Genomic DNA, 23,507 nt, shown 5'->3' on the forward strand with positions numbered 1-23,507 from the left:
GACGCGCCGGTGATCGACGGTAGGGTCACCGAAGCGGTGTGGCAGACCGTGCAGCCGTACACCAACTTCACACAACAAGACCCCATCGAAGGGGCGCCCGCCAGCGAGAAGACCGAAGTCCGCGTCATCGTCGGCAAGGGCAACCTGTACATCAGCGTGATCGCGTTCGACAGCGATCCGTCGAAGATCATCGTGTCGCAGTCGCGGCGCGACGCCTCGCTGAGCGAGACGGATTCGATCGTGCTCGCCCTCGACACGTTCAACGACAACCAGAACGCGTTCGTGTTCGGCACCAACCCGCTCGGCATTGAATACGACGGCCAGGTGGCCCGCGAAGGGCAGAGCAGCGGCGTGTCGATCGGTGGCGGCGGTGCCGGCGGCACCCAGCGCGGCGGCATCAGCGCGTTCAACCCCAACCGGGACGGTGACTGGAACGTGAAGAGCCAGATCACGGATCGCGGATGGGAGGCGGAAATCGCCATTCCGCTCAAGACGTTGCGCTACCAGACGGGCACCAACCAGACCTGGGGCTTCAACGTGATGCGGAACATCCGTCACAAGAACGAACAGGTCTACCTGGCGCCCATCCCGCGCGGCTTCGACATTTACCGCGTGTCAATGGCCGCCAAGATGACCGGCCTCGACCTCCCGGCGCGTCGCGACATCAAGCTGATCCCGTATGCCCTGGCCTCGGCGAACAAGGACTTCACGCTGCCCACCGACCATCAGCTTGATGGCAAGTGGAACGTCGGCCTCGACGCGAAGTGGGGTATCCGTCCCAACCTGACCCTGGACGCCACGGTGAACACCGATTTCGCGCAGGTGGAAGTGGACGAAGAGCAGGTCAACCTGACGCGCTTCGACTTGTTCTTCCCGGAGAAGCGGCCGTTCTTCCTCGAGAACGCCTCGACCTTCCAGTTCGGCAACCCGCAGAACATCGACCTGTTCTTCTCGCGGAAGATCGGCCTGTCATCGGCGGGTGTGCCGCTTGATATCGAAGTCGGCGGGCGCCTGAGCGGCAAGATCGGCGGGTGGAACGTCGGCGTGCTGAACATCCAGACCGACGAAGCGGAGAACGCCGCCGGCACGCAGATCGTGGGCCAGGCCAACAACTTCAGCGTGTTGCGTCTCCAGCGCGAGATCGGCCGATCCAGCTACGGCGCCATCTTCGTGAACCGGCAGGGCACGGGCAGCTATGCGCCCGCGAACGATCACAACCGGGCCTATGGCCTGGACGCGAACATCCAGCTGTCGTCCAGCCAGCGCCTGTCGGGGTTTCTGGCGCGCACCGATTCCGGCGGCGCCGCGTCCGCCAACGGCAGCGACTACGCCGGGCGGGCGTTCTACAACTTCACCAACAACCTGTGGCAGATCTCGGGCGGCTTCTCACAGGTGGGGAAGACCTTCAATCCCGAGGTCGGCTTCCTGCCGCGCCGCGGCTACCGCCGGCCCGAGTTGCGTGTGTTCTTCCAGCCGCAGCCGAAGAACATCAAGTGGATTCGCCGCTTCGCGCCCCACGTGTCGTACGATGCCTATTACGGCTTTGACGACAAGCTGCAAACGTCGAGGGCGCATATCCACCCCCTCGAAGTGCAGCCGGCCCAGGGCGGGCGCTTCGGCTGGTTCTTCGACCACACCCGGGATAACCCGACGGCACCGTTCACCGTCTACAACCGCGACGGCAAGCGCGTCGTGATTCCGGCCGGTGAGTACTCCTGGATCCAGCACGGCTTCGAGTACTTCCATAACCCGAGCGCGCGAGTGACGGCGACCATTCGTTACCGCGTCGGCCAGTATTACGATGGCGATTTCCACGGCCCGGAAATCAACAGCGATTTCCGCATCACGCCCAAGCTGACGACGAGCGTCGGCTGGACCAACCAGAACATCACGCTGCCGTACGGGAACTTCGTCAACAACCTGGTCCCGATTAAGGCGAACTACTCGTTCACGACGCTGACCAATATCTCGGCCTTGTTGCAGTACAACGGCCAGACCGGCCAGTTCTCGTCGAACATCCGGCTGGCGATGCTGACCCGCAGCGGCACCGGCCTGTTCGTGGTGTTCAACGATCGCCGCGACCTGCTGAGTTCCACGGTGGCCGAGACGCTCGGCCGCTCGTTCGTCGTCAAGTACACCCGTCTCGTAGACTTCTAGCGCCGGCAATGCGTAGGGGCGTACTTTAGTGCGCCCGAGGAGGCAGCCATGGTCTCTCGTCGAGGATTCCTTCGTGGGTTTTCGGGTGGGGTGGTGGCCGCCGGCGCCATCGCGCGGTCCGGCGCCACCTTGGGCGCCTGGGAGGGCGGCCAGGTCATTGCGCCGACCCTGTCGGCCGCCCACCTCAAGCCGTCCGGTCCCCTGGACGAGGCGTACTGGTGGAAGGTCCGCAGCCAGTTCAACATCCTCGACGGCATGACCTTCATGAACAACGGCACCGAGGGTCCGGTGCCGCGCGTGGTGCTCGAGGCCAACGAGCGCTTCTTCCGCGAGATTGCGGAAAACCCGTCCAACAACTACCGCCGCGAGGAAATTGACGAAGTGCGGGCACTGGTCGCCGGCTTCGTCGGCGCCGAGCCCGGCGAGATTGCCCTGACCCGGAGCACCACCGAGGGCATGAACATCTTCACGCACGGCCTCGACTGGAAGGCCGGCGACGAGGTGATTTACTGCACCCACGAGCATGGCGGCGGCATCGGCTGCATCACGACCATGGCCAAGCGGGTTGGCATCAAGCCGGTGGTCATCGAAATCCCGTCGCCGCCCCAGAGCATCGAGCAGATCGTCGGCCTCTACGAGAAGGCGATCACGCCACGCACGAAGGTCATCATGGTCAGCCACATCACCTACGTGACCGGCCTGGTGACTCCGGTCAAGGAGCTGGCGGACTTGGCGCATCGGCGCGGGCTGCTGATCTCGGTGGACGGCGCGCACCCGCTCGGGATGATGGACCTGAACCTGAAGGCCCTCAACGTGGACCACTACGCGGCCGCGGGGCAGAAGTGGCTGATGTGCGGCACCGGGACGGGCGTCTGCTACGTCAAGCGCGAAGTGCAGGACCGCATCTGGCCGCTGATGGGGCCGCCGGGGGACCCGAAGGACGGCGCGAAAAAGTATGAAGCCGTCGGCCAGCGCGACGTGCCGTCGGTGCTCGGGATGACCGCCGCGGTGGAGATGCAGAAGGCGATCGGCAAGGCCAACATCGAGGCCCGGGTGCGGGCGCTCAGCACGCGGTTCCGGACCGGGCTCAAGACCATCCCGGGCGTCAAGGCGTGGACGTCGGAAGACCCCACTTTCGCCGCGGGCCTGACCCTGTTCAGTGTCCGCGACATCCCGATGGCCAACGTGCAGCAGGCCATCCTCAACCGCGACCGCATCTACATCCGCACGATGACGACCGGAAATTTGAATGCGGTCCGGGCGGCGACCCACATCTACAACATGCCGGAGGAAGTGGATCACCTGCTGGCCAGCATTCGCCACGTGTCGGAAAACTCGTCGCGCTACATGTCGACCGTCGCCAAGTAGCGCGTCGCCTGTTCGCCGTGGGCCTCGCGTGGGACGTGACACCCGCTCGAGGCCCTTTTTCTTGCCTGATTACGATTGACAAAGATTAGGTCTTCGTATAACGATATGCAGGCGTAAGCAATCCCCGCCATGGCCGGCCCCAAGCTCATGACCGCCGTCGAAGCCGCGCGCGCCGTCAGCCGATTGACGGGGCGCAAGTGCACGCCGCGCCGCGTCCGCCACTTGCTGGTGCAATGCCAGCTCGGCACCGAGCTGCAACAGCGCCAGCGCGGGCAGACTCGGCTCTTCGGCGTTTTGGATTTGGCCATCGTGCGGCTGGCCATCGAACTCGAGAAGCAGGGGGTGTCGTCGTGGGTGACCCGGGTCGTCCTGACCTACGTCCGCAACGACATTGTCATGGCCTTCAAGTCCGCGGCGCAGGTCGCGCTGGCGATTTCCGGGTTGCGGGGCAGCGTGCAGCCGGCGCTGAAGGCGAGACCGCCGGGGACCGTGGCGTGGGTGCCGCTCCGTGACGTGTGGAAGGGAATTGATGCGGAGATCGGCGAGGTCCGCGCCGCGCGGCCGACCGTGTGGATGTGGCGAGACGTGCCGTTAACGGCGGTGAAGCGCTCGACGCTCTGATTTGGATCGAACGCCAGGCCGGCGGCTGGGCGACGTCACGCGCTGGCGACCTGCTGCAGCGCCGAGCCGGCGGCGAGGCACACACCGCGCATGGCTGTGGCGATCTTGGTCTTTAGAATGTTGGCGTTGAGCGGCACCACCACCCATTCGGTGACCCCTACGCGCCGGGCAGCAAGAATCTCGTCCTCGCTTTCGTTCTTGGTCACCATCACGATTCCGATATCACGGGTGGCTTCCTTGCGGCGCAGGGCTCGCGCCAGATCGACGCCGCTCATGTCGGGGAGGTGTCGCTGAAGGATGACCAACCCGATGGGTAGTGCGACGAGGCTTCTGATTGCCTCCACGCCACTGCCGGCCTCGTGGCAGTCGTGACAGCCCATCTGGCCCAGGGTATTGATGACAATGCGCCGCATTGTTGGTGACTGGTCGACGACAAGTACGTGCATGACCCTCGCGATGCAGACGGCATGCCAGACGAGCCCTGGCCGGCTCCAGGGCCAATCTGCCCACGGCCGCACTGCCATCGCGCCAGGCCGTTACACAAACGAAGGCAGACATACGATTTTGTGGTCCGCTGGCGGCGCGACTCAATCTGATAGCTTGCGCCCTGAAAAAGGGCCGCGATATAATCAGCGTCTCTCCTGAGGCCAGGTAGCTCAGTTGGTAGAGCACACGACTGAAAATTGTGGTGTCGGGGGTTCAATTCCCTCCCTGGCCACCAACCTTCGCTCTGATTCTGGCGAAGGTTGCCCACCATAGCGGCGAAGCCGCGACGGTGGGCCTCAGCTAACGATTCGAGCTTCGGTTGGCAGGCCCTTGTCTGGCTTTCGGCCAACGAAGGTTGGTAATCTCAGTCCTCCCAAGACAAGCCACGCGCAACCCAGCCCGACGACCGCGCCGACCATGACGTCGGTCGGCCAGTGGACGCCGACGTAGACGCGCGAGATCCCCACCAGTAACGCGAACGGCCACAACACCCACCCGGCGCCCGGCAGCATGCGCGCGGCGGCGATGGATGCGGCGACCGCCCTGCCGGCGTGGCCGGACGGCATCGACGTCGCGACCGGCTTGCCAACGATTATCGATATGGTGGGGTCGGCCTGGTAAGGCCGCGGGCGATCGAAGATCGGTTTCATCACGATGTCGGTGATGACGAACGTGAAGCCGATGCAGAGCAGCAGGCGCCAGGCATCCGCCCGATAGCGGGGGAACACGGAGGCGATCAGGGCCAGGACCACCCACAGGAACCCGCCGGCCGCCAGTGCGCTGGCCAGGACCATCACGTCGTCCAGCCACGGGCGTCGCAGCTGGATGACGTGATGCAGCAGGTAGGTGTCCAGGGGTTAGGCCCCGACGGTCGCGGGCTCGGGTTCGCGGGACATACCGAGCACCTTACGCACTTTTTCCTCGATGACGGTGCGCAGCTCGATGTGTTCCTTGAGGTAGGTCTTGACGTTCTCGCGGCCCTGGCCGAGGCGCTCGCCGCCGTAGGCGAACCACGCGCCGCTCTTCTCGATGATCTTGTGCTCGACGGCAATGTCGATGAGGTCGCCTTCGCGCGACACGCCCTCGCCGTACATGATGTCGAACTCGGCCTCGCGGAACGGCGCCGCCATCTTGTTCTTGACGATCTTGACGCGCGTGCGTCCGCCGACGACGTTTTCGCCGTCCTTGATGGCGCCAATGCGGCGGATGTCGATGCGCACCGACGCGTAGAACTTGAGCGCGCGGCCGCCGGTGGTGGTTTCGGGGTTGCCGAACATCACGCCGATCTTCTCGCGCAACTGGTTGATGAAGATCAACGAGGTCTTCGACTTCGACACCGCGCCGGTCAGCTTGCGCAGCGCCTGCGACATCAGGCGGGCCTGCAGGCCCATTTGCGCCTCGCCCATGTCGCCTTCGATTTCGGCCTTGGGAACCAGGGCGGCGACCGAGTCGACCACGACGACATCGACGCTGTTGGACCGGATCAGGACCTCGACGATTTCGAGCGCCTGCTCACCGTTGTCGGGCTGCGACACCAGCAGGTTGTCGATGTCCACGCCCAGCTTCTTGGCGTAGGCCGCGTCGAGTGCGTGTTCGGCGTCCACAAAGGCCGCCAGGCCGCCGGTTTTCTGCGCCTCGGCAATGACCTGCAGGGCCAGAGTGGTCTTGCCGGACGATTCCGGCCCGAAGATTTCGATGACGCGTCCGCGAGGCACGCCGCCGATGCCCAGCGCGTAGTCGATGCTGAGGGCGCCGGTCGAGATCACATCCACCGGACCGACGGCCCTGTTCTGGCCGAGCCGCATGATGGATCCCTTGCCGAACTGCTTTTCGATCTGGCCCACCGCGATGTCGAGCGCTTTGATTCGTTCCTGTCGTTCGTCTAATGCCATGTGAATTGGGTCCTTTCGGGACAGGACTGATCCTAGAAACGCGCCAAGCGAAAGTCAAGCGTAAATCCGTGCACCCATTCGCCGCTTTGGGTTCATTTTCAACACTTTAGGGGAAGTGACCACTTTCGCCTGTTTTCAGGCCGGATCGCAGGGTTTGCCACCCATCGGTTTGACCGATGTCGCGAAAACCTCGTACGGTGAGGGATGCCGAGTCCGGTCGGACACCTGCTGGGAGGAGCAATCGTGGGGCGGGCCATGGTGCCTTCGGCAGTGCTCCTCTGCGCGATTGCCGGTGCCGCCCCCGACCTGGACTTCCTGTGGGGACGCCACAACATGGAGACCCATAGCCTGGGGGCCGCCGTCTTCGCTGGCCTCGCCGTCCTGGCCGGGACCCGCGGCAAGAATCCGCGGCTGGCCCTGGCCGTGACCCTGGCCTGGTCCACGCATGTGCTGTTTGACTGGCTGGGATCGGACGACACCCCGCCGCTGGGGGTGATGGCGCTCTGGCCGCTGAACAGCGGCTTCTATTTCGCGAACGCGTTTGTCTTCGACGCCATCTCGCGGCGGTACTGGCTGCCGAACTTCGTCACGCACAACGCGTGGGCCGTGATCAAGGAGACCCTGATCCTCGGCCCACCGTTCCTCTTGGTTACAGCACTTCGATGGCGAGGGCGACGCCGTTCCCGCCGCCCAGGCACAGCGTAGCGACGCCGCGCTTCAGGCCGCGATCCTTCAGCGCATAGATCAGCGTCGTCAGGATGCGGGCGCCGGAGGCGCCAATGGGGTGGCCGAGGGCCACGGCGCCGCCGTTCACGTTGACCTTCGCCGGGTCGATGCCCAGTTCCTGCATCACCGCGACGGCCTGGACCGCGAACGCTTCGTTCAACTCCATCAGGTCGATGTCGTTGAGCGACCAGCCGGCCTTCTTCACAACCTTGCGCGTGGCTTCCACGGGCGTCATCAGCAGCATCTTTGGCGCGAGACCGCTGGTGGCCTGCGCGACGATGCGGGCCAGGGGTTTCGCACCGAGTGCGGCGACCTTGTCTTCGGCCATCACCACGAGGGCGGCGGCGCCGTCGTTCACCGGCGGCGCGTTGCCCGCGGTCACCGAGCCGTCCTTCCTGAACGCCGGCTTCAGCTTGCGCAGGACCTCGGCCGTGGTGTCGGCGCGCACGGACTCGTCGGCCGCGAACATTAACGGATCCCCCTTTTTCTGGGCGATGGCGACCGTCAGGATCTCGGCGGCGAACTTGCCGGCGGCCTGCGCGGCCGCGGCTTTCTTGTGGCTGTTGGCCGAGTACTCGTCCTGCTGGTCGCGGGTCACCTTGAACGCATCAGCGACCGTTTCACCGGCGTTCCCCATGTGCCAGTTCTCGAACGGGCACCACAGGCCGTCGTGAATCATCAAGTCCACCACCTGCCCGTTGCCCATGCGCAGGCCCTCGCGCACCTTGGGGATGATGTAGGGGGCATTGCTCATCGACTCCATGCCGCCAGCCACCGCAATGTCGATGTCGCCGGTCTGGATGCCTTGCTGCGCGAGCATCACGGCCTTGAGGCCGGAGCCGCAGACTTTGTTGATGGTGAGCGCGGCCACGTGATCGGCCAGCCCGCCCCTGAGCGCCGCCTGCCGTGCCGGCGCCTGTCCGACGCCGCCCGACACGACGTTGCCCATGATGCACTCGTCGACGATCGCGGGATCAATCCCCGCGCGGACGACCGCCTCGCGAACGACCATCGCGCCCAGTTCAGGCGCGGTGAAGTCCTTCAGCGTGCCGAGAAATTTGCCGGTGGGGACACGGACTGCACTGACGATGAATGCGCTTCGCATGATGGGATCTATCTTGACATTAATAAGGTGCCTAGGGTGCCTAAGGTGCCTAAGGGGCCAAGGGTGCGACCGTGCGTTCGTGCACTCCAGGCACTTTAGGCACCCTAGGCACCTTGTTATCTAAACTCCAGCCGCTTGACGACGTTCTCGCCGAGCAGGTCGCCCATGCGCAGGTGAATCAGCGAGTTGGACTTGCGGACGGCGTCGAGCCAGGCGGGGGTGTCGGACTTCACGTGGAGGGTGCCGTCCGAAACCAGGCGGACGGTCGTGGCCTTGGCGATGGCCGGGCCGACGGCGAGGCGCCAGGCGAGGGTGACCTTCTCGTCGCTGAGCGGCGCCTTGCGGAGGACTTCCGCCACCACGGTGGTCATCACTTTGTTCGCCTGAATCACGCTGCTGAGAATATCATTCGCCGGGCGGGCCAAAGCCCGTCCCTACACTTGGAGCGTTTATGCGCAGGACTGTGGCCGGTTTGTTCGCGGCGGTGGTGGTGGCGTCATTCGGGTTCGTTCATCTGCAAGGCCAGGCGGCGCCCTGGAACCTGGTAGCGCACGAGATTGGGACCGGCCTGCGCGGCGGCTACCAGGTGGTGGCGACCGACATCAACAAGGATGGTCGCGTCGATCTGCTGGCCGTGGCCACGTCCGCGACGGCCGAGCTCGTGTGGTTCGAGAATCCCACCTGGACGCGTCACGTCATGGCCTCGGGCCTGCCGTCGATGATCAACGCCGACGCGTTCGACATCGACAAGGACGGCATTCCTGAAGTCGCGCTGGCCAGCGGCTTCGCGACCGCGCCCACCCGGAGCGCCGGCGTCATGACCATGCTCACGCACGGTGCCGACGTCAACGCGCCCTGGACCGCGAAAGAATTCGACCGCACGCCCACCGCGCACCGCGTCCGCTGGATTGACGCGCTGGGGAACGGGCAGAAGCTGCTGATCAACGCGCCACTGGCGGGCATCAACGGCGTGTCGCCCGACTACCGGGACGCGACGTCGATTTACGCCTACCGGACCGGCGACCTCATTCGCACGACGGTCACCGGCGCCGAGCAGGGCGTCGTGCATGGCCTGGCCGTGGTGGACTGGGACGGTAAAGGCCGCCAGTCGCTGCTGACGGCGAGCTTCCTGGGCATTCACCTGCATCGCTTCGCCAACGGCGCGTGGACGCGCACGCAATTGACGGCCGGCGATCCCGGCGCCTGGCCGAAAAACGGATCGAGCGACGTGGCGGTGTTGCGCACCAACGCCGGGCGTCAACTCGCGGCCATTGAGCCGTGGCACGGCAACCAGGTGGTGATCTACCGCGGCTCCGGTGACAAGTGGGATCGGCGCACGATGATCGACGACACGCTCAATGACGGCCACACGCTGGTGTCTGGCGATCTGGATGGTGACGGCGTTGACGAAGTGGTGGCTGGCTATCGCGGCGGCGGTGGCGGCGTGAACATCTACAAGCTCGGCGCCAACGACGCGTGGACGAAGACGGTGCTGGAGCAGAAGGGGATGGCCGCCGCCGGCTGCGCGCTGGCGCACTTGAACGCCGACAAGCGTCTTGATCTCGCCTGCATCGGCACGGCGACGGCGAATCTGAAGTGGTACGAGAACCTTCCAGTCAAATAGTCCTTGCGAGCCGCTCACCGCGGCGTGCAGAGCTCCTTGCGGCGGCCGGCATCTCGTTCGAGGTGCTGGCGGCCGACATCGACGAATCCGTGCAGCCCGGGGAAGCTCCCGCCGCGTATGTCGAGCGCCTCGCCATCGAAAAGGCCAGGGCCGTGCTGGCCTTGCGTCCTGGCGCGACCGTGCTCGGCGCCGACACCACCGTGGTGGCAGACGGGCTGATCCTCGGCAAGCCTGCGGATGAGCTGGAGGCAGCCGGCATGCTGCGCCGCCTGCGCGGACGCATGCATGACGTCTATACCGGCGTCGCCGTGGTCAGCGCCGACGGGGTGCGATCGGCGGTCGAGCACACCAGGGTATGGTTCGCGCCGATGACGGATGAAGACATTTCCTGGTATGTCGCCAGTGGCGAGCCCGTGGACCGCGCCGGCGCCTACGCCATCCAGGGACTGGCCTCCCGTTTCATCCCCAGAATCGAAGGCTCCTATACCAACGTGGTGGGGTTGCCGGTGGCGCTGGTCTCTAGTATCCTGATCGCGGAGCGGCCAATCCGGCTAAGTCCTGAATTATGAAGCACAAAGCGGTCAAAATCGGCCTGACGAGCCTGGTTCTCGCGATGACCTTCGGCGGTCTGCTGTACACGACGATGGCCGAAGGCACGGAGTACTACAAGCACGTTGACGAAGTCATGACGCAGCCGGGGGAGTGGTACGGCAAGAAGCTGCAACTGCATGGCTTCGTCGTGCCCGACTCGATCATGAAACGCAAGAACAGCCTGGACTATCAATTCAAGGTCCAGAGCAACGGGCACATCGTCAGCGCCACCTACACCGGCGTCGTGCCCGACACGTTCAAGAGCGATTCCGAAGTCGTGCTGAAGGGCGTCCTGACCCCCGAGGGCTTCACGACACAGCCCAACGGCGTGATGGCGAAGTGCCCGTCGAAGTACGAAGCCAAGCCCGGCGGCGCGACCGCGCCGTCCGGAAGATACTAAGGGGCCCCCATGGCCTCACTCGGCGCCTTTCTACTCCTGCTGACCTTCGTGACCGCGGCCTACGCGGTCGCCGCATCCGTCGCCGGCGCGCGCCGGCGCAACACCCGCCTGATTGAAAGCGGCATCGGCGCGTTCTACACCGTGGCGGCACTGATGACGGTGGCGTCGGGCGTGATCATCTACGCCTTTGTCGCCGGCGACTATTCCATCCGCTACGTCCAGCGTTACTCCGACAGCGTGCAGCCGATCTTCTACAAGATCACCTCGTACTGGGGCGGCCTCGACGGCTCGGTGATGTTCTGGGTGTTCCTGCTGTCGCTGTTCGGTTCGGTGGCCGTCAAGGTGAACCGCGTCAGCCATCGCGAGCTCATCCCCTACGTGGTGGCGGTGATTGGAGCAGTGGAGATGTTCTTCCTGTTCCTGATGATCATCCACAACAACCCGTTCTCGACCTACCTGACCGAGTCGCCGACCGACGGGCGCGGGCTGAACCCGCTGCTGCAGAACTTCTACATGGCGATCCACCCGCCGACCATGTACCTCGGGTTCGTCGGCTTGACCATTCCGTTCGCGTTCGGCATGGCCGCGCTGATCACCGGGCACCTGGATGATTCGTGGCTGCGCGCCGTGCGCCGGTGGACGATGTTCTCCTGGTTCTTCCTGTCGCTGGGACTCACGCTCGGCATGATCTGGGCGTACGAGGAACTCGGCTGGGGCGGCTACTGGGGCTGGGATCCGGTGGAAAACGCCGGCATGCTCCCGTGGTTCACGGCCACCGCGTTCCTTCACTCGGTGATGGTGCAGGAACGGCGCGGCATGCTGCGCGTGTGGAACGTGTCGCTGGTGATCATCACGTTCCTGCTGACCATTGTCGGGACCTTCCTGACGCGGTCGGGCGTCGTGCAGTCCATCCACGCCTTCGGCGAAGACCCGCAGCTCGCCCGCTATTTCGCGGCCTTCATGATCTTCACCATCGTCTTCAGCTTTGGCTGGGTAATCTACCGGCTGCCGCTGCTGAAGGCCCGCCACGAGCTCGACTCGTGGATGTCGAAAGAAGCGGCGTTCCTCGCCAATAACTGGGTCCTGTTGTTTGCGGCCATGTTCGTCCTGTTCGCCACCCTCTTCCCGACGATCACCGAGGCGATCAACGGCGAGCGCCTCACCGTGGGCCCGCCGTTCTTCAACCGCTGGATGGTGCCGATCGGCCTGATCCTGCTGGTGTTGACCGGCACCGGCCCGCTGCTGGCCTGGCGCAAGTCCACCATCATGAACCTGAAGGATCAGTTCATGTGGCCGACGCTGACCGGGCTCGTGGTCGGCGGCACGGTGGCGGCCCTGGGCGTGCGGGTGTGGGGCTCGGGCCTGTGCTTCGCGCTCAGTGGCTACGTGCTGGCCACGCTCACGCAGGAAGTCATCCGCGGCGCCAACGTCCGGCGCGGCATGACCGGCACCGACCTGCTGACGGCGATGATCGGCCTGGTGTCGCGCAACAAGCGCCGCTACGGCGGCTACATCGTGCACGTCGGCATCGTGCTGATCTTCATCGGCTTCGCCGGCGAGGGCTTCAGCCGCGATCAGCAGCTGCTGCTGAAGCCGGGTGAAGAGGCCACGGTCGGCGACTACACGCTGCACCTCGACGCCATCCGCGTCACCGACGACGGGCAGAAGCAGATGGTGACCGGCCACATCACGGTGAAAGACAAGAACGGCGCCGTGCTCGAGCAGATGAAGCCGGCGAAGTGGTACTTCCGGAAGCACGAGGAAGAGCCCACCTCCGAGGTCGCCATTCGCCGCACGTTCGCCGAAGACCTGTACGTGGTGATGCCGGCCTTCGAAATTGAAGAGCAGACCGCCAGCGTGGAGGTGCACATCAACCCGCTGGTGAACTGGGTGTGGTTCGGCTTCGGCATTCTCGCCATCGGCACCGGCATCGCGCTGCTGCCGGAAACGGCGATGAGCTTCGCCGTCGCGCGGCTGCCGTCGGACGTCGTCACCGCGTCGGTGCTCCTGCTGTGCCTGCTGCTGCCGACCGGGGTGGCGTTCGCCCAGCACGTGGAGACCGGCCAGGATCCGCGGCTGGAGAAGATCACGACCCCCGAGGCGCGCGAGATCGCGCACAAGCTGGCGTGCTGGTGCGGCGGCTGCTCGAAGCTGCCGGTGGGGCAGTGTTCGTGCGGACACTGCGCCGTTGAGCGGGCGAAGATTGACGTCATGCTCAAGGAAGGCAAGAACGAGAGCCAGATCCTGAAGTTCTACGTGGACACATTTGGCGGCAACCAGATCCTGAGCGAGCCACCCAACAGCGGCTCCGGCCGCGTCGTGTGGATGATGCCGATCGTGGTGGGGCTGGGCGGATTCATGACGGCGGCCTATCTCGCCATGCGGTGGTCCTCTCGGCGGACGTCGTTGGCCGGCATGCCCGCCGGGATTGAAGACCCCGAAATGGCGTCGCGGCTGAACGACGAATTGCGCAACCTCGATTAATGGCGCGTCACGACTCCAGGCACGACCGCCCTCGCGGCGAGTCGTCACACACGGGCGCCGGTGCCCTGCAGGACCTGTCCTCCGACGCGCGTGGCACGAAGGAGGATGCGTTTCTGCAGCCCTGGCAGTTCTTCCTCCTCGGCGGCATGCTGGCGGCCACCGCCACCGTGATCGTCGCCACCGGCCAGTCGCCGGCCAACATCATCACCCTCAGCCTGACCGTGGTGTCGGTCAGCTTCGTCGGCCTTGGCGCCTACCGCATGCTGTCGCCGCTGGTGTCGCCGGACGTGGACGCGCCGGTCATGATCGGCGGGCGCACCCGCCTCGCGCTCGATCGTGAGAAGACGCTGGTGCTGCGGTCGATCAAGGAACTCGAGTTCGACTACGCGATGGGCAAGATGTCGCAGGCCGACTTCGACGAAATGGGCGGCCGCCTCCGCCTGCGCGCGCTGGGACTGATGCGCCAGTTGGACGCCGGCGGCGGGTACCGCGAGCAGATCGCCCGGGAAGTGGCGGAGCGGCTGGCGGACGCACACGAAGCACCCGCTGCACCTGTCGCACCCGAGGCACCTGTGGCCCCTGTTTGCCACTGCGGCACGGCCAACGACCCCGACGCGCGCTTCTGCAAATCCTGCGGAGACAAACTGTGATTCGCCAGAAGGCCACAACTTCTCGACCGCCGAAGCCTTGGCGAAGGCGGTTGGTTCCGGCGTTGTTGATCGCGATGTTCATGGCCACGCCGGCCTTCGCGCAGGTGGCCATGCCGGACGCCAGCGCCATGTCGGGCCAGCCGCTGCCGGCGCCGGAACTGCCCGACGCCACGGTGACGGTGCGCGTGGTGCGCGAGCGCATGGGGAACAACCTCGCGGGCGTCGTGGTGACGCTGACGGTCGCCGGCGCGCCGCGCACGGCGACCACGGATGCGCAGGGCCGCGCCCAGTTCGAAGGCCTGGCCGCCGGCGCGCCCGTGCAGGCCACGGCCACGGTAGACGGGGAAGTGCTGACGTCGCAGGCGTTCGCGGTGCCGGTCAAGGGCGGTGTTCGCGTGGCGCTGGTGGCGGGGATCCAGCAAGCGGCCGCAGCGGAGAAGGCGGCCGCGGCTGCCGCGGCCAGCGAACCGGCCCGCCCCGGCGTGGTCGAGTTCGGTCCCGATTCGCGTCTCATTTTCGAGTTCCAGAACGACACCCTGACCGTGTTCTACCTGCTGGAAGTCGTGAACAACGCCCGCACGCCCATCGACATCGGCGGGCCGATCCTGATGGAGCTGCCCACTGGCGCGTCGGGCGCCTCCATGATGGAGGGGTCATCGCCCTCCGCCAGCGTGCGCGGTGACATCCTGACCATCACTGGTCCGTTTGCACCGGGCAAGACCATGGCGCAGGTCGGCTTTTCACTGCCGCAGGTCGACGCCGCCGCCGCGATCAGCCAGAAATTTCCGGTCGCGCTCGCGCAGGTGTTCGTGGCCGCCGAGAAGGTGGGCGCCATGCAGATGTCGTCGCCGCAGCTGACCGATGCGCGCGACATGACGTCCGACGGCCAGGCGTTCATCATGGGCACCGGCAACCGCTTGAACGCGGGCGACACCCTGGTCGTGAACCTGTCGGGGATGCCGGCCCACAGCGACCTGCTGCGCAACATCGCCCTCGGCGCGGCGGTGCTGATCTTCGCGGTGGGCACCTGGCTGTCGATCTCGCCGAAGGCCGCGCGTGCCTCCGAAGAGGCCAAGCTGACGTCGCAGCGCGACCGGTTGATGGCCGACGTGGTGGCCCTCGAGCGCAAGCGCCGGCAGAAGCCGCTGCCGCCGAATGATGAAGCGAGGCTGCAGCGCCTCACCGTGGACCTCGAGCGCGTGTTGGCGATGCTCGACCGCGGACCGCGGTCGGGAGACGAAGGCGCGGCGGCTTGAATTTGGACTTTCGCCGGCTGGCCGTCGTTGACCTCGCGCGTCACTACGGCCGTCGCAAGGCCCTTTCGCAGGTGAACTTCACCTGCGAGGCGGGCGAGATCATCGGGCTGCTCGGGCCCAACGGTGCGGGCAAGTCCACCCTCCTGAACATCCTGGCGACGCTGCTCAGCCCTTCGCGCGGGCGCGTCGAGTACGGCGAGCGCACCGCCGCGCAGACCGGCGCCGACATCCGCGCCTGCATCGGGATGCTCGGGCACGACCTGTTTCTCTATCCCGAGCTCACCGCGCGCGAGAACCTCGTGTTCTTCGGTCAGCTCTACGGCCTGTCGAGCGTCGCCGAACGGGTGACGTCGGCGCTCAGCCGGGCCGGCCTCGGCGAGCGCGCCGATGACTTCGTGTCCGGCTTCTCCCGCGGGATGCGCCAGCGCGTGGCGCTCGAGCGGGCTTTGCTCCACGAGCCACGCCTGATCCTGCTCGACGAGCCCTTCACGGGGCTCGACCAGGCGTCCAACCGGGCCCTGGTTGACCGCCTGCGCGAACGCCAGCAAGCCGGCTGCGTGATCGTGCTCGCCACCCACGACCTCGACATCGTCGATGGCGTGCTGTCGCGCGCGGTGTTCCTGCGCAATGGCCGGCAGGTCGGGGAGCCGGGCCCGGGTCACGCGCTGCGCGAGCGCTACCAGCACGCCATGGCGGAATCATGAACGCCTTCTTCCGCGTCGCCTGGATCGTGGTGAAGAAGGACCTGACCGTGGAGGTCCGCAGCCTCGAGATCCTGTCGACGACGATCTTCTTTGCGGTCACGGTCGTGCTGATGTTCTCCTTCGGCCTCGTCGTGGACGGACGGCCGCTGAACGACGTGGCCGCGGCCATCCTGTGGGTGGCCATCGCGTTTTCCGGGACGCTGGCCCTGGGCCGCACCTTCGAGCGTGAACGGCAGAACGACACGCTGCGGGCGCTGTTGATGGCGCCGGCCGACCGTCCTGCCCTGTACGTGGGGAAGCTCGCCGGCATCCTGATGCTGCTCGCGCTCGTGGAAATGGTCCTGGTGCCGCTGGTCGGGTTGCTGTTCGCGGCGCCGGTCTTCGAGCACGGCCTCCAGCTGGTGACGTTGCTGGCGGGCGGGACGATTGGCTTTGCCGCGGTCGGCACCCTGTTCGCCGCCATGCTGGTGCGGGCCAGGAGCCGCGACGTGCTGCTGCCCATCATGTTGTATCCCATGACCGTTCCGGTCATGATTGCGGGAGTCCGGGGGACGGCGGCGCTGTTTCAGCCGACGCCCGACCTGGCGGTGGCGCAGTTCTGGATGGGCCTGCTCGGCTTTTTCGACGTGGTCTTCATCACGCTCGCGCTGTGGACGTTCGATCCGGTGATGACGGATTAGTGGGGCGTATCAACAGCATGGAATGTTGTCTAGAGCATGCTCAACGACGGTATCGCGGCCGTTCCTACGGAACGGCCCGCCAGGGTTCTCGAACCTGCGAGCCACGGGAATGACCCGATCAACAGTCGTAATGCTGGCCCTGGCGGCGGGGATGTTCGCCCTGGCGCCGTGGATGATCAACGCGGCGCCGAACGAGGCGACGATGGGCCTCGTCTACAAGATCTACTTCTTCCACATGCCGTCGGCCTGGATGTTCATGGTGGCGGCCATCACGGCTGGCATCGCGAGCGCGCGGTTCCTGTTCCTGAAGCGGCCGTCGGCCGACGGCTGGGCGCTGGCCGCCGGCGAGCTGGCGGTGCTGTTCGGGGCCTTCACGCTGGTCACCGGCCCGCTGTGGGCGCGCAAGGCGTGGGGCGTGTGGTGGGTGTGGGACGCGCGGCTCACCTCGAGCCTGATGCTGTTCATGATCTTCGTCGCCTACCTGTTGCTGCGGAAGTACGGCGGCCCGGGTTCCGACAAGCTCGGCGCCGGCATGGCGTTGTTCGGCATGGCCAACGTGCCGTTCATCTACATCTCCGTGAACTACTGGCGCACGTTCCACCCGCTGACCTCGGTGGTGCCGACGCTGCCGGTCGAAATGGGCATTCCGTTGTGGTACTGCGTGACCGCGTTCACGCTGCTCTTCGTGGTGCTGTTGCGGATGCGGACGCGGCTGGAGCACCAGCGCGCGCGCGTCGAAGCGTTGTACCTTCTCGAGGACGAATCGTGATGCGACTTCAGACCGTAGTGTTGTGCGCGTGGCTGCTGGCGGTACCCGCGACGATGACGGCGTCGGCCATGCAGCAACCGCCGTCCGGCGATTTCGTGCCGGTGGACGAGACGATTCCGGGCGAACAGATCCCCGCGCTGCCGCTGATCGCGACCGCCTACGGGTTCATCTGGGTGGTGATGCTCGGGTATGTGTGGTCGATTGGCCGGCGGCTGCAGAAGGTCGAGACCGAGCTCGCCGAACTGGAATCGCGGGGGAAGTAGATGGAGTTTGGCATCCCCAACGCATCGCACTTCATTTTCATCCCCGGCATACTGATTGTCGGTGTGGTGATCGGCTGGATTCTTGGCTCGCGCGCCGCGCAGGACGCGATGGCGTCGGAACTGCGCAAGCGGGAACAGCGCGCCGAGCGCCACAACAAGACTACGTAGGGGTCAGACCCCTCGGCACATCCCGCTCGGGGTCAGACCCCGGCGCCTACCCTAGCGTCCAAGCGCCAGGCGCTGCGCGAGCACGTCCGGCAACCCTTCCTGAAGAATGCGCGCCTGCGCCTTCGCGATCGGGTACTCCACCCGGTGAAGCGTGACCTCACGCGCGGCGGTATCGACCACCGCGAAACCGGCGCGCGGGTCGCCATCGCGCGGCTGGCCCACCGAGCCCGGGTTGATCAGGTAGCGATTCGCGTCGTCCAGGGCAATCGTGAACGGCCGGCGTTCCTCCGCCGTGGACAATCCGAACTGATCGCGCGACAGGTAGTGGCCGACCTGGACGTGCGTGTGGCCGAACAGGCACAGCGGCCGGCGGGCGGCGTGCATGGCGCGCAGCGCGTCGAGGTCGTCGAACACGTAGGCGTCTTCGTCGAATGGCGTGCCGTGGCAGATCTCGATCAAATCGTCGACGACCACCGGGCCTTCCGGCAGAGCCGCCAGCCACTCGCGGTTTTCCGGCGTGAGCGCGTCGTAGGTCCAGCGGATGGCGCTGCGGGCGACCGCATTGAAGCCTGCCGAGCTTTCGACGCCCGAGCCGACCTTGTCGTGGTTGCCGCGAATGATGGCCTGGGGCGCCAGGGCCCGCACGCGCTCGCAAATCGCGTTGGGGTCGGCGCCGTAGCCGACCAGGTCGCCGAGCACCAGGACCCGCTCGCAGGTGAGCGGGACGGCGGCGGCCATGACGGTCTCATAGGCCTCGAGATTCGCGTGAATATCGCTGATTACCAGGTAACGCATCGGCCCTCGGAGTTCTGACAGTCAGGCTCCATTGAGCCACTCTACGATGTAATCGACGAGCTCCTCTACGGAGGCGCGTCCTGCATCAACCCGGAGGTGCGCCTGGCGGTAGGCCGCGAGGCGCTGATTATAAAGCTGTTCCATCTCCAGTCGATCGGCGGCCAGCGGGCGCCGGCCGTCGGACGGCACGCGGGAGAGTATCGTCGAGAACGGCGCGTCGAGCCACACCACCGCGCCGTCCCGGAGCATCAGCTCGCGGTTGGCGGGGTCCTCAAAGGTCCCGCCGCCCGAGGCGACGACCGCGCCCCGCTCGGGCAGAAGGTCGATCAGGACTTTGCGCTCGCACGCGCGGAAATAGGGTTCGCCGTCCTGGCGGAAGATCGTTGAAATGTCGCGCCGCTCGTTGCGTTCGATGCAGGCGTCGATGTCTTCCACCTTCCAGTCGAGCCGCTTGCCGAGCGCGCTGGCCGCCGTGGTCTTGCCGGCGCCCATGAAGCCGACCAGGTAAACCTTGTCAGCCTTCACGCGTCAGCCTCTCGAGGTCATCGAAGAAGGCCGGGTACGAGACCGCCACGGCGTCGGCGCCTTCGATCAGCGTCGGGCCGCTGGCGCCGAGCGCGGCGATGGCAAAGGCCATCGCGAGCCGATGATCGTGGTTGGCGTGCACGGTGCCGCCCGTGAGGCGGGTGCCGGATCGGACCTGGAAGCCGTCGGGCCGCTCCTCGGCATCGGCACCCATGGCGCGGAGGCCGGCCACCAGTTCGGCAATGCGGTCGCTCTCCTTGACGCGCAGTTCGCCGGCGCCGGACACCGTGACGCTGCCGCCGAATGTGCCAAGCGTGGCCAGTACCGGCAGCTCGTCGATTACCTCGGGCACTTCGGCCGGGGTAATCACGAGGTCGCGCATCGCGCCGTGCCGCACGCGGAGGCGGCCCACCGGCTCGCCGTGCCACTCGCCTTCGACGGTGGTGTCCACCTGGGCGCCGAACCGGCGGAGCACGTCGAGCAGCCCGGCGCGGCTCGGGTTCAGGCCGACGTCCGTGATGGTGACGTCCGACCCGGCCAAGGCCGACGCTGCCACGGCCCAGAACGCGGCAGACGACAAGTCTCCCGGCACCCGCAGCGATCGCCCGGACAGCCGTTGGCCGCCGCGCAGCGTGACCGAGCGGTGGTCCACGCCAACCGCGGCCCCGAACGCGGCCAGCGCCCGTTCCGTATGATCACGGGTAGAGGCGGGTTCAACCACGGTGGTGTCGCCGGTCGCCTGGAGGCCGGCCAGCAGCACGGCGGACTTGACCTGTGCGCTCGGCGTGTCGGGGGCGAAGCGGATGCCCACGAGGTCGCCGCCGCGAATAATCAGCGGCGGACGGTCGCCGGGCCCGGCGGTGACGAGGGCGCCCATTTGCGTGAGCGGGCCGATGATCCGGCGCATGGGCCGCCGCGACAGTGAGGCATCGCCGATCAGGGTCGATAGGAAGGGATGAGCGGCGACGACGCCGCCCAGCATCCGCATGGTGCTGCCGGAATTGCCGCAATCGAGCGGGCCGGCGGCGGCGGCCAGGCCCCGGAGCCCCCGGCCCTGGACGGTGACGAGCGGCGGATCGTTATCGCCTCCAGATGGCGTTCGTGAGACGATAGCCCCGAGAGACGCCAGGCAGGTGAGCGTCGACGCGCAATCAGCACCGGGCGCGTAGTTGGCAATGGCGGAAGGGCCATCGGCAATGGCCGCGAGCAATGCGTAACGGTGCGAGATGGATTTGTCCCCCGGCACTCGCAGCACGCCGGACACGGCGCGCGCGGGGGATACGGCAATTCGGTCGGCCACTCGCATCATGTTCAACTATAGCAACTTGACCGGCTTTGAAGCGCTATGGTACTTAACCAGCACATGTCGCGCGTCAGACCGGGGCGAGTTTCGAGTGGCCCGAACCCGACCCGATGATTCCACCGCACACGGTCCGCCTTGAATTCAACAGCGCGTTCGACATGCTCGACTTCGTGCAGGTCGTCAGCGACCATGTCGGCAAGATGGCCGGTCTCGATGAAGATCAGCTCCACTGGGTCAGCGTCGCCGTGCGCGAATCGGTGGTCAATGCCATCAAGCACGGGAACAAGAACGACAGCAGCAAGCGCGTGATTGTCGAGTTCAGCCCGGTGCCGCCCACCGCTGCCGGCGAGCTGGTGATTCGCATCGAGGACCAGGGCGAGGGCTTCGTCCCGGAAGAAGTGGCCGATCCCCTGGCGCCCGAAAATATCCTGAAGTCGAGCGGCCGCGGGATCTTCCTCATTCGCAACTTCATGGACGAAACGGTGCTGAAGAAGGTGCCCGGCGGCATGGAGATCCGGATGGTCAAGAAGATTGCCAAAGGGGCCACCGATTAGACACCGATTAGTCACAGATTCATTGACACTTCCCCCCGCATTTCTTGCTACGGCCGTTGAAGCCGTCGTTCGCGCCGGCGAGATGCAGATCGCCAAGTTTGGCACCGGTGTTCGCGTCGACAAGAAGGGCACCATCGACCTGGTGACCGAGGTGGACGTCGAGGTGGAACGCATGTTCCGCGCGATGGTCGCCGCACGCTTTCCCGATCACGACGTGCTCGCCGAGGAGTTCGCGACGCCCCCGACTGGCGCGAGGCATCGCTGGGTGTTCGACCCGCTCGACGGCACCACGAACTTCGCGCACGGGGTGCCGATCTTCTGCGCGTCGCTGGCGCTCGAGATCGACGGCGACGCCGCCGTGGCGGCCGTCTATGATCCCAATCGCCGCGAGCTCTTCACCGCGGAAGCGGGGATGGGGTCGCGCCTGAACGGCCGGCCGCTTCGGGTTTCGACCAATGCCGGCGTCATCGATGCGATGCTGGTCACGGGCTTTCCGTATCACGTCCAGCAGAACCCCGAGGAGTTCCTCAAGGTGTTCGGGCAGGTGTTACGCCGCGCGCGCGCGGTGCGGCGCCTGGGGTCGGCCGCGATCGACATCTGCTGGGTGGCGGCGGGCCGCATGGAAGGCTTCTGGGAGGCCGACCTGAAGCCCTGGGACACGCGGGCGGCCGCGTTGATCCTCCAGGAAGCGGGCGGCCGTGTGACCGCGATGGACGGCGGCCCGTGGATACCCGAGAACGGCGACATTCTCGCCACCAACGGGTTGATTCACGACGAGGTCTTGCGGATTATCGGGTCCGCCTAGCCGCCTTCGCCAAGGCTCCGGCGCCCAAGAAGGCGGACGCTACATCAGTGTGGCTACATCAATGTGGCGTCCGGCATCAGCCGGACCTCCTCCGATACAGCGCCACGTTCCCGCCCTCGCACGCGCGTTCAAAGCCGCGCAGGAACCCCGGCCACGACTGCGCCTTCTGGTGCAGCATGTCGCCACCCTCGGCGGCTTCTTCAATCAACACCCATCCAGTGAAGGCCACGGGACCGTACGCGTACGCCGCCTGCCAGGTCGGACCGCTGCCCTCGTGCAGGAAGTCGGCGAGGTCGAAGCCTGCCAGCGACAGCTCCTGCATGTAGTGCGCGAGGGCGCCCATGCTGGCCATGATCGTGGTCCCGTCATAGGCGTCGGCCAGGCACTGCGTCACCGCGCGCCGACCCAGGCCGTTCGGGCGATCCAGCTGCGCCTCGACGATCATCGGCGCCTCGCGATCGAACGGGCCGACCTGCAGCAACACCGCGGCGAGCACGGCGATGGCCACCGGCGCCGCCGCGCGCCGCAGCAGCCCGACCCCGGCGCCGATGCACGCGGCGCACCCCAGAATCAGCGGCACTTCATAGCGGATGCGAAACGGGTGACCGGAGGTGAAGGCGTAGAACGGCAGCGCCGCTGAGGCGAGCAGGACGATCGGGAAGGCCAGGCCGCTCCAGGACCGCCGCCAGACCGCCGCCAGCAGCAGGATCGGCGCGGCGATCTCCGCCGCCATCAGGAGCCGCGTGCCGCCGAGGTCGGCGACGCCCTTCAGGATCGCCTCGGCGACCACCATCGGCTGGCCCTGCAGCGCCGGATCGGGCACGTAGAAGCCGCCGGTCACGAACCATTCGCCGATCGACGCGAAGCTCATGCCCATGAAGAACAGCACGGCGCCGGCGGGGTAGCACGCCAGGCGGGCCGTGCTTTTGACGACCCGCGCCAGCGGCGCCCCGCGGCGCCACTTCACCCAGGCCGCCACCGCCATGGCCGCGCCGACTATCGGCCAGGCTTCGTAACGCGTGAGGCAGGCGGCGACAATGGTCCAGCCCGCGGCCCGCGGCACCGCGACCGCGTCCGACAGGGCCCACTCCGCCAGGTGCAGCACGACCAGGCTCGAGAGCGCGAACAGCAGCGGCTCGGTCATGGGCGTGCTCTGCAGATAGAGCACGTTCGGGTTGGCCGCGAAGAGCCCCGCGGCCAGGGCGGCGCCCCAGCGCGAGCCAGTCGCGCGCAGGACAAGCGCCGACAGGCAGGCGACCGTGACGGCAAACGACGCAATCGACATGACGATGGCGGACGCCCCGGTCCGGTACATCCAGTCGATCTGGACCGGGAGGGCGTTGAGCAAGTGCGGCAAGGGGAGCCAGACCGCGCCGATTTGCTCCCAACTGGGCGTGAGGCTGTCGAGGATGCGGCGGGCCACCACGAGGTGCGCCTTGGCGTCGTAGTGGCTCAGGGTCAGGCCGGCCGACCAATACACCGCGGCGGCGACCGCGCCCAGGAGGGCGGCCAGGGCGCCCAGCGCACGCGAAAGGGGATCGAATGAGGACACGGTCGCGTTATATAATGCCTCGTCCCGCT

26 protein-coding genes and 1 tRNA gene are annotated in these 23,507 nt (G+C 66.4%); 18 read left to right on the plus strand and 9 right to left on the minus strand.

Going from position 1 to position 23,507, the window contains the following annotated elements:
• The first annotated feature begins 9 nt into the window (after positions 1–9).
• From WC815_01355 to WC815_01365, 3 genes are all read left to right on the plus strand, one after another.
• Positions 10–2,157 carry a DUF5916 domain-containing protein gene (locus WC815_01355; protein MFA5907401.1) on the plus strand — a complete coding sequence of 716 codons (2,148 nt, stop codon included), beginning with the start codon at positions 10–12 and terminating at the stop codon, positions 2,155–2,157.
• Between the two features lie 48 nt (positions 2,158–2,205).
• Positions 2,206–3,525, plus strand: coding sequence for an aminotransferase class V-fold PLP-dependent enzyme (locus tag WC815_01360; GenBank protein MFA5907402.1), 1,320 nt, complete (start codon positions 2,206–2,208; stop codon positions 3,523–3,525).
• Between the two features lie 129 nt (positions 3,526–3,654).
• Entirely contained in the window at positions 3,655–4,146 is a 492-nt protein-coding gene (locus WC815_01365; GenBank protein MFA5907403.1) for a hypothetical protein, read from the plus strand.
• 35 nt (positions 4,147–4,181) lie between these two features.
• Here WC815_01365 and WC815_01370 read toward each other — a convergent pair whose 3' ends face one another.
• A complete protein-coding gene (locus WC815_01370) occupies positions 4,182–4,670 on the minus strand; it encodes a response regulator (GenBank protein MFA5907404.1) in 489 nt (162 codons plus the stop codon).
• Positions 4,671–4,791: 121 nt separating this feature from the next.
• Here WC815_01370 and WC815_01375 point away from each other — a divergent pair.
• Positions 4,792–4,867: transfer RNA gene (locus WC815_01375), tRNA-Phe, on the plus strand.
• A 61-nt stretch (positions 4,868–4,928) separates the two neighbouring features.
• Here WC815_01375 and WC815_01380 read toward each other — a convergent pair.
• Positions 4,929–5,426, minus strand: coding sequence for a phosphatase PAP2 family protein (locus tag WC815_01380; GenBank protein MFA5907405.1), 498 nt, complete (start codon positions 5,424–5,426; stop codon positions 4,929–4,931).
• Between the two features lie 63 nt (positions 5,427–5,489).
• Entirely contained in the window at positions 5,490–6,524 is a 1,035-nt protein-coding gene (recA, locus tag WC815_01385; protein ID MFA5907406.1) for a recombinase RecA, read from the minus strand.
• 204 nt (positions 6,525–6,728) lie between these two features.
• Here recA and WC815_01390 point away from each other — a divergent pair, with 204 nt between their 5' ends.
• Positions 6,729–7,229, plus strand: a complete 501-nt coding sequence (locus WC815_01390) for a metal-dependent hydrolase (protein ID MFA5907407.1) — start codon at positions 6,729–6,731, stop codon at positions 7,227–7,229.
• On the opposite strand, the gene WC815_01395 is transcribed toward WC815_01390, so the two are convergent.
• Positions 7,174–8,355 (minus strand): acetyl-CoA C-acetyltransferase, encoded by a 1,182-nt coding sequence (locus WC815_01395; GenBank protein ID MFA5907408.1) that lies wholly within the window; start codon positions 8,353–8,355, stop codon positions 7,174–7,176. The genes WC815_01390 and WC815_01395 overlap by 56 nt on opposite strands.
• Positions 8,356–8,471: 116 nt before the next feature.
• Positions 8,472–8,747 (minus strand): DciA family protein, encoded by a 276-nt coding sequence (locus WC815_01400; GenBank protein ID MFA5907409.1) that lies wholly within the window; start codon positions 8,745–8,747, stop codon positions 8,472–8,474.
• Positions 8,748–8,818: 71 nt separating this feature from the next.
• Between WC815_01400 and WC815_01405 the strand changes: the two genes are divergently transcribed.
• From WC815_01405 to WC815_01455, 11 genes are all read left to right on the plus strand, one after another.
• Entirely contained in the window at positions 8,819–9,979 is a 1,161-nt protein-coding gene (locus tag WC815_01405) for a VCBS repeat-containing protein (GenBank protein ID MFA5907410.1), read from the plus strand.
• Positions 9,952–10,548: a Maf family protein gene (locus tag WC815_01410; protein MFA5907411.1), complete on the plus strand. Its 597-nt coding sequence runs from the start codon at positions 9,952–9,954 to the stop codon at positions 10,546–10,548. Before WC815_01405 ends, WC815_01410 begins: the two co-directional genes overlap by 28 nt.
• Positions 10,545–10,970 carry a cytochrome c maturation protein CcmE gene (locus tag WC815_01415; GenBank protein ID MFA5907412.1) on the plus strand — a complete coding sequence of 142 codons (426 nt, stop codon included), beginning with the start codon at positions 10,545–10,547 and terminating at the stop codon, positions 10,968–10,970. The genes WC815_01410 and WC815_01415 overlap by 4 nt, the downstream gene beginning before the upstream one ends.
• Positions 10,971–10,979: 9 nt before the next feature.
• Positions 10,980–13,454: a cytochrome c-type biogenesis CcmF C-terminal domain-containing protein gene (locus WC815_01420; GenBank protein ID MFA5907413.1), complete on the plus strand. Its 2,475-nt coding sequence runs from the start codon at positions 10,980–10,982 to the stop codon at positions 13,452–13,454.
• Entirely contained in the window at positions 13,454–14,104 is a 651-nt protein-coding gene (locus tag WC815_01425) for a zinc ribbon domain-containing protein (GenBank protein ID MFA5907414.1), read from the plus strand. Before WC815_01420 ends, WC815_01425 begins: the two co-directional genes overlap by 1 nt.
• 80 nt (positions 14,105–14,184) lie before the next feature.
• Complete coding sequence (locus WC815_01430) at positions 14,185–15,360, plus strand: carboxypeptidase-like regulatory domain-containing protein (protein ID MFA5907415.1); 1,176 nt, start codon at positions 14,185–14,187, stop codon at positions 15,358–15,360.
• On the plus strand, positions 15,357–16,064 hold the full coding sequence (gene ccmA, locus WC815_01435) for a heme ABC exporter ATP-binding protein CcmA (protein MFA5907416.1): 708 nt from the start codon (positions 15,357–15,359) through the stop codon (positions 16,062–16,064). Before WC815_01430 ends, ccmA begins: the two co-directional genes overlap by 4 nt.
• A complete protein-coding gene (locus WC815_01440) occupies positions 16,061–16,744 on the plus strand; it encodes a heme exporter protein CcmB (GenBank protein MFA5907417.1) in 684 nt (227 codons plus the stop codon). The genes ccmA and WC815_01440 overlap by 4 nt, the downstream gene beginning before the upstream one ends.
• Before the next feature lie 109 nt (positions 16,745–16,853).
• A complete protein-coding gene (gene ccsA / locus WC815_01445) occupies positions 16,854–17,513 on the plus strand; it encodes a cytochrome c biogenesis protein CcsA (protein MFA5907418.1) in 660 nt (219 codons plus the stop codon).
• Entirely contained in the window at positions 17,513–17,776 is a 264-nt protein-coding gene (locus WC815_01450) for a CcmD family protein (protein MFA5907419.1), read from the plus strand. The genes ccsA and WC815_01450 overlap by 1 nt, the downstream gene beginning before the upstream one ends.
• A complete protein-coding gene (locus WC815_01455) occupies positions 17,777–17,944 on the plus strand; it encodes a hypothetical protein (protein ID MFA5907420.1) in 168 nt (55 codons plus the stop codon). It begins immediately after the preceding gene.
• Between the two features lie 51 nt (positions 17,945–17,995).
• On the opposite strand, the gene WC815_01460 is transcribed toward WC815_01455, so the two are convergent.
• From WC815_01460 to aroA, 3 genes are read right to left on the minus strand one after another with little or no spacing between them, the layout of a single operon-like run.
• Complete coding sequence (locus WC815_01460) at positions 17,996–18,739, minus strand: metallophosphoesterase family protein (protein ID MFA5907421.1); 744 nt, start codon at positions 18,737–18,739, stop codon at positions 17,996–17,998.
• Positions 18,740–18,760: 21 nt separating this feature from the next.
• Positions 18,761–19,264: a shikimate kinase gene (locus tag WC815_01465; protein ID MFA5907422.1), complete on the minus strand. Its 504-nt coding sequence runs from the start codon at positions 19,262–19,264 to the stop codon at positions 18,761–18,763.
• Positions 19,254–20,573 (minus strand): 3-phosphoshikimate 1-carboxyvinyltransferase, encoded by a 1,320-nt coding sequence (gene aroA / locus WC815_01470; protein ID MFA5907423.1) that lies wholly within the window; start codon positions 20,571–20,573, stop codon positions 19,254–19,256. Before aroA ends, WC815_01465 begins: the two co-directional genes overlap by 11 nt.
• Positions 20,574–20,677: 104 nt before the next feature.
• Between aroA and WC815_01475 the strand changes: the two genes are divergently transcribed.
• Both WC815_01475 and WC815_01480 read left to right on the plus strand, forming a co-directional pair.
• Positions 20,678–21,121, plus strand: a complete 444-nt coding sequence (locus WC815_01475) for an ATP-binding protein (GenBank protein MFA5907424.1) — start codon at positions 20,678–20,680, stop codon at positions 21,119–21,121.
• Between the two features lie 22 nt (positions 21,122–21,143).
• Positions 21,144–21,926, plus strand: coding sequence for an inositol monophosphatase family protein (locus WC815_01480; GenBank protein ID MFA5907425.1), 783 nt, complete (start codon positions 21,144–21,146; stop codon positions 21,924–21,926).
• Between the two features lie 76 nt (positions 21,927–22,002).
• On the opposite strand, the gene WC815_01485 is transcribed toward WC815_01480, so the two are convergent.
• Positions 22,003–23,478: a hypothetical protein gene (locus WC815_01485; GenBank protein ID MFA5907426.1), complete on the minus strand. Its 1,476-nt coding sequence runs from the start codon at positions 23,476–23,478 to the stop codon at positions 22,003–22,005.
• Positions 23,479–23,507 lie beyond the last annotated feature (29 nt).

Source organism: Vicinamibacterales bacterium (assembly GCA_041659285.1).
GTDB lineage: Bacteria > Acidobacteriota > Vicinamibacteria > Vicinamibacterales > UBA2999 > 12-FULL-67-14b.

Bases quoted from the DNA above. Each gene is read 5' to 3' on its own strand.
- WC815_01360 (MFA5907402.1), top strand. From the start codon at position 2,206: ATGGTCTCTCGTCGAGGATTCCTTCGTGGGTTTTCGGGTGGGGTGGTG.
- WC815_01365 (MFA5907403.1), top strand. From the start codon at position 3,655: ATGGCCGGCCCCAAGCTCATGACCGCCGTCGAAGCCGCGCGCGCCGTC.
- WC815_01370 (MFA5907404.1), bottom strand. From the start codon at position 4,670: ATGGCAGTGCGGCCGTGGGCAGATTGGCCCTGGAGCCGGCCAGGGCTC.
- WC815_01380 (MFA5907405.1), bottom strand. From the start codon at position 5,426: ATGGTCCTGGCCAGCGCACTGGCGGCCGGCGGGTTCCTGTGGGTGGTC.
- recA (MFA5907406.1), bottom strand. From the start codon at position 6,524: ATGGCATTAGACGAACGACAGGAACGAATCAAAGCGCTCGACATCGCG.
- WC815_01390 (MFA5907407.1), top strand. From the start codon at position 6,729: ATGCCGAGTCCGGTCGGACACCTGCTGGGAGGAGCAATCGTGGGGCGG.
- WC815_01395 (MFA5907408.1), bottom strand. From the start codon at position 8,355: ATGCGAAGCGCATTCATCGTCAGTGCAGTCCGTGTCCCCACCGGCAAA.
- WC815_01415 (MFA5907412.1), top strand. From the start codon at position 10,545: ATGAAGCACAAAGCGGTCAAAATCGGCCTGACGAGCCTGGTTCTCGCG.
- WC815_01420 (MFA5907413.1), top strand. From the start codon at position 10,980: ATGGCCTCACTCGGCGCCTTTCTACTCCTGCTGACCTTCGTGACCGCG.
- WC815_01425 (MFA5907414.1), top strand. From the start codon at position 13,454: ATGGCGCGTCACGACTCCAGGCACGACCGCCCTCGCGGCGAGTCGTCA.
- WC815_01430 (MFA5907415.1), top strand. From the start codon at position 14,185: ATGGCCACGCCGGCCTTCGCGCAGGTGGCCATGCCGGACGCCAGCGCC.
- WC815_01440 (MFA5907417.1), top strand. From the start codon at position 16,061: ATGAACGCCTTCTTCCGCGTCGCCTGGATCGTGGTGAAGAAGGACCTG.
- ccsA (MFA5907418.1), top strand. From the start codon at position 16,854: ATGACCCGATCAACAGTCGTAATGCTGGCCCTGGCGGCGGGGATGTTC.
- WC815_01450 (MFA5907419.1), top strand. From the start codon at position 17,513: ATGCGACTTCAGACCGTAGTGTTGTGCGCGTGGCTGCTGGCGGTACCC.
- WC815_01455 (MFA5907420.1), top strand. From the start codon at position 17,777: ATGGAGTTTGGCATCCCCAACGCATCGCACTTCATTTTCATCCCCGGC.
- WC815_01460 (MFA5907421.1), bottom strand. From the start codon at position 18,739: ATGCGTTACCTGGTAATCAGCGATATTCACGCGAATCTCGAGGCCTAT.
- aroA (MFA5907423.1), bottom strand. From the start codon at position 20,573: ATGATGCGAGTGGCCGACCGAATTGCCGTATCCCCCGCGCGCGCCGTG.
- WC815_01475 (MFA5907424.1), top strand. From the start codon at position 20,678: ATGATTCCACCGCACACGGTCCGCCTTGAATTCAACAGCGCGTTCGAC.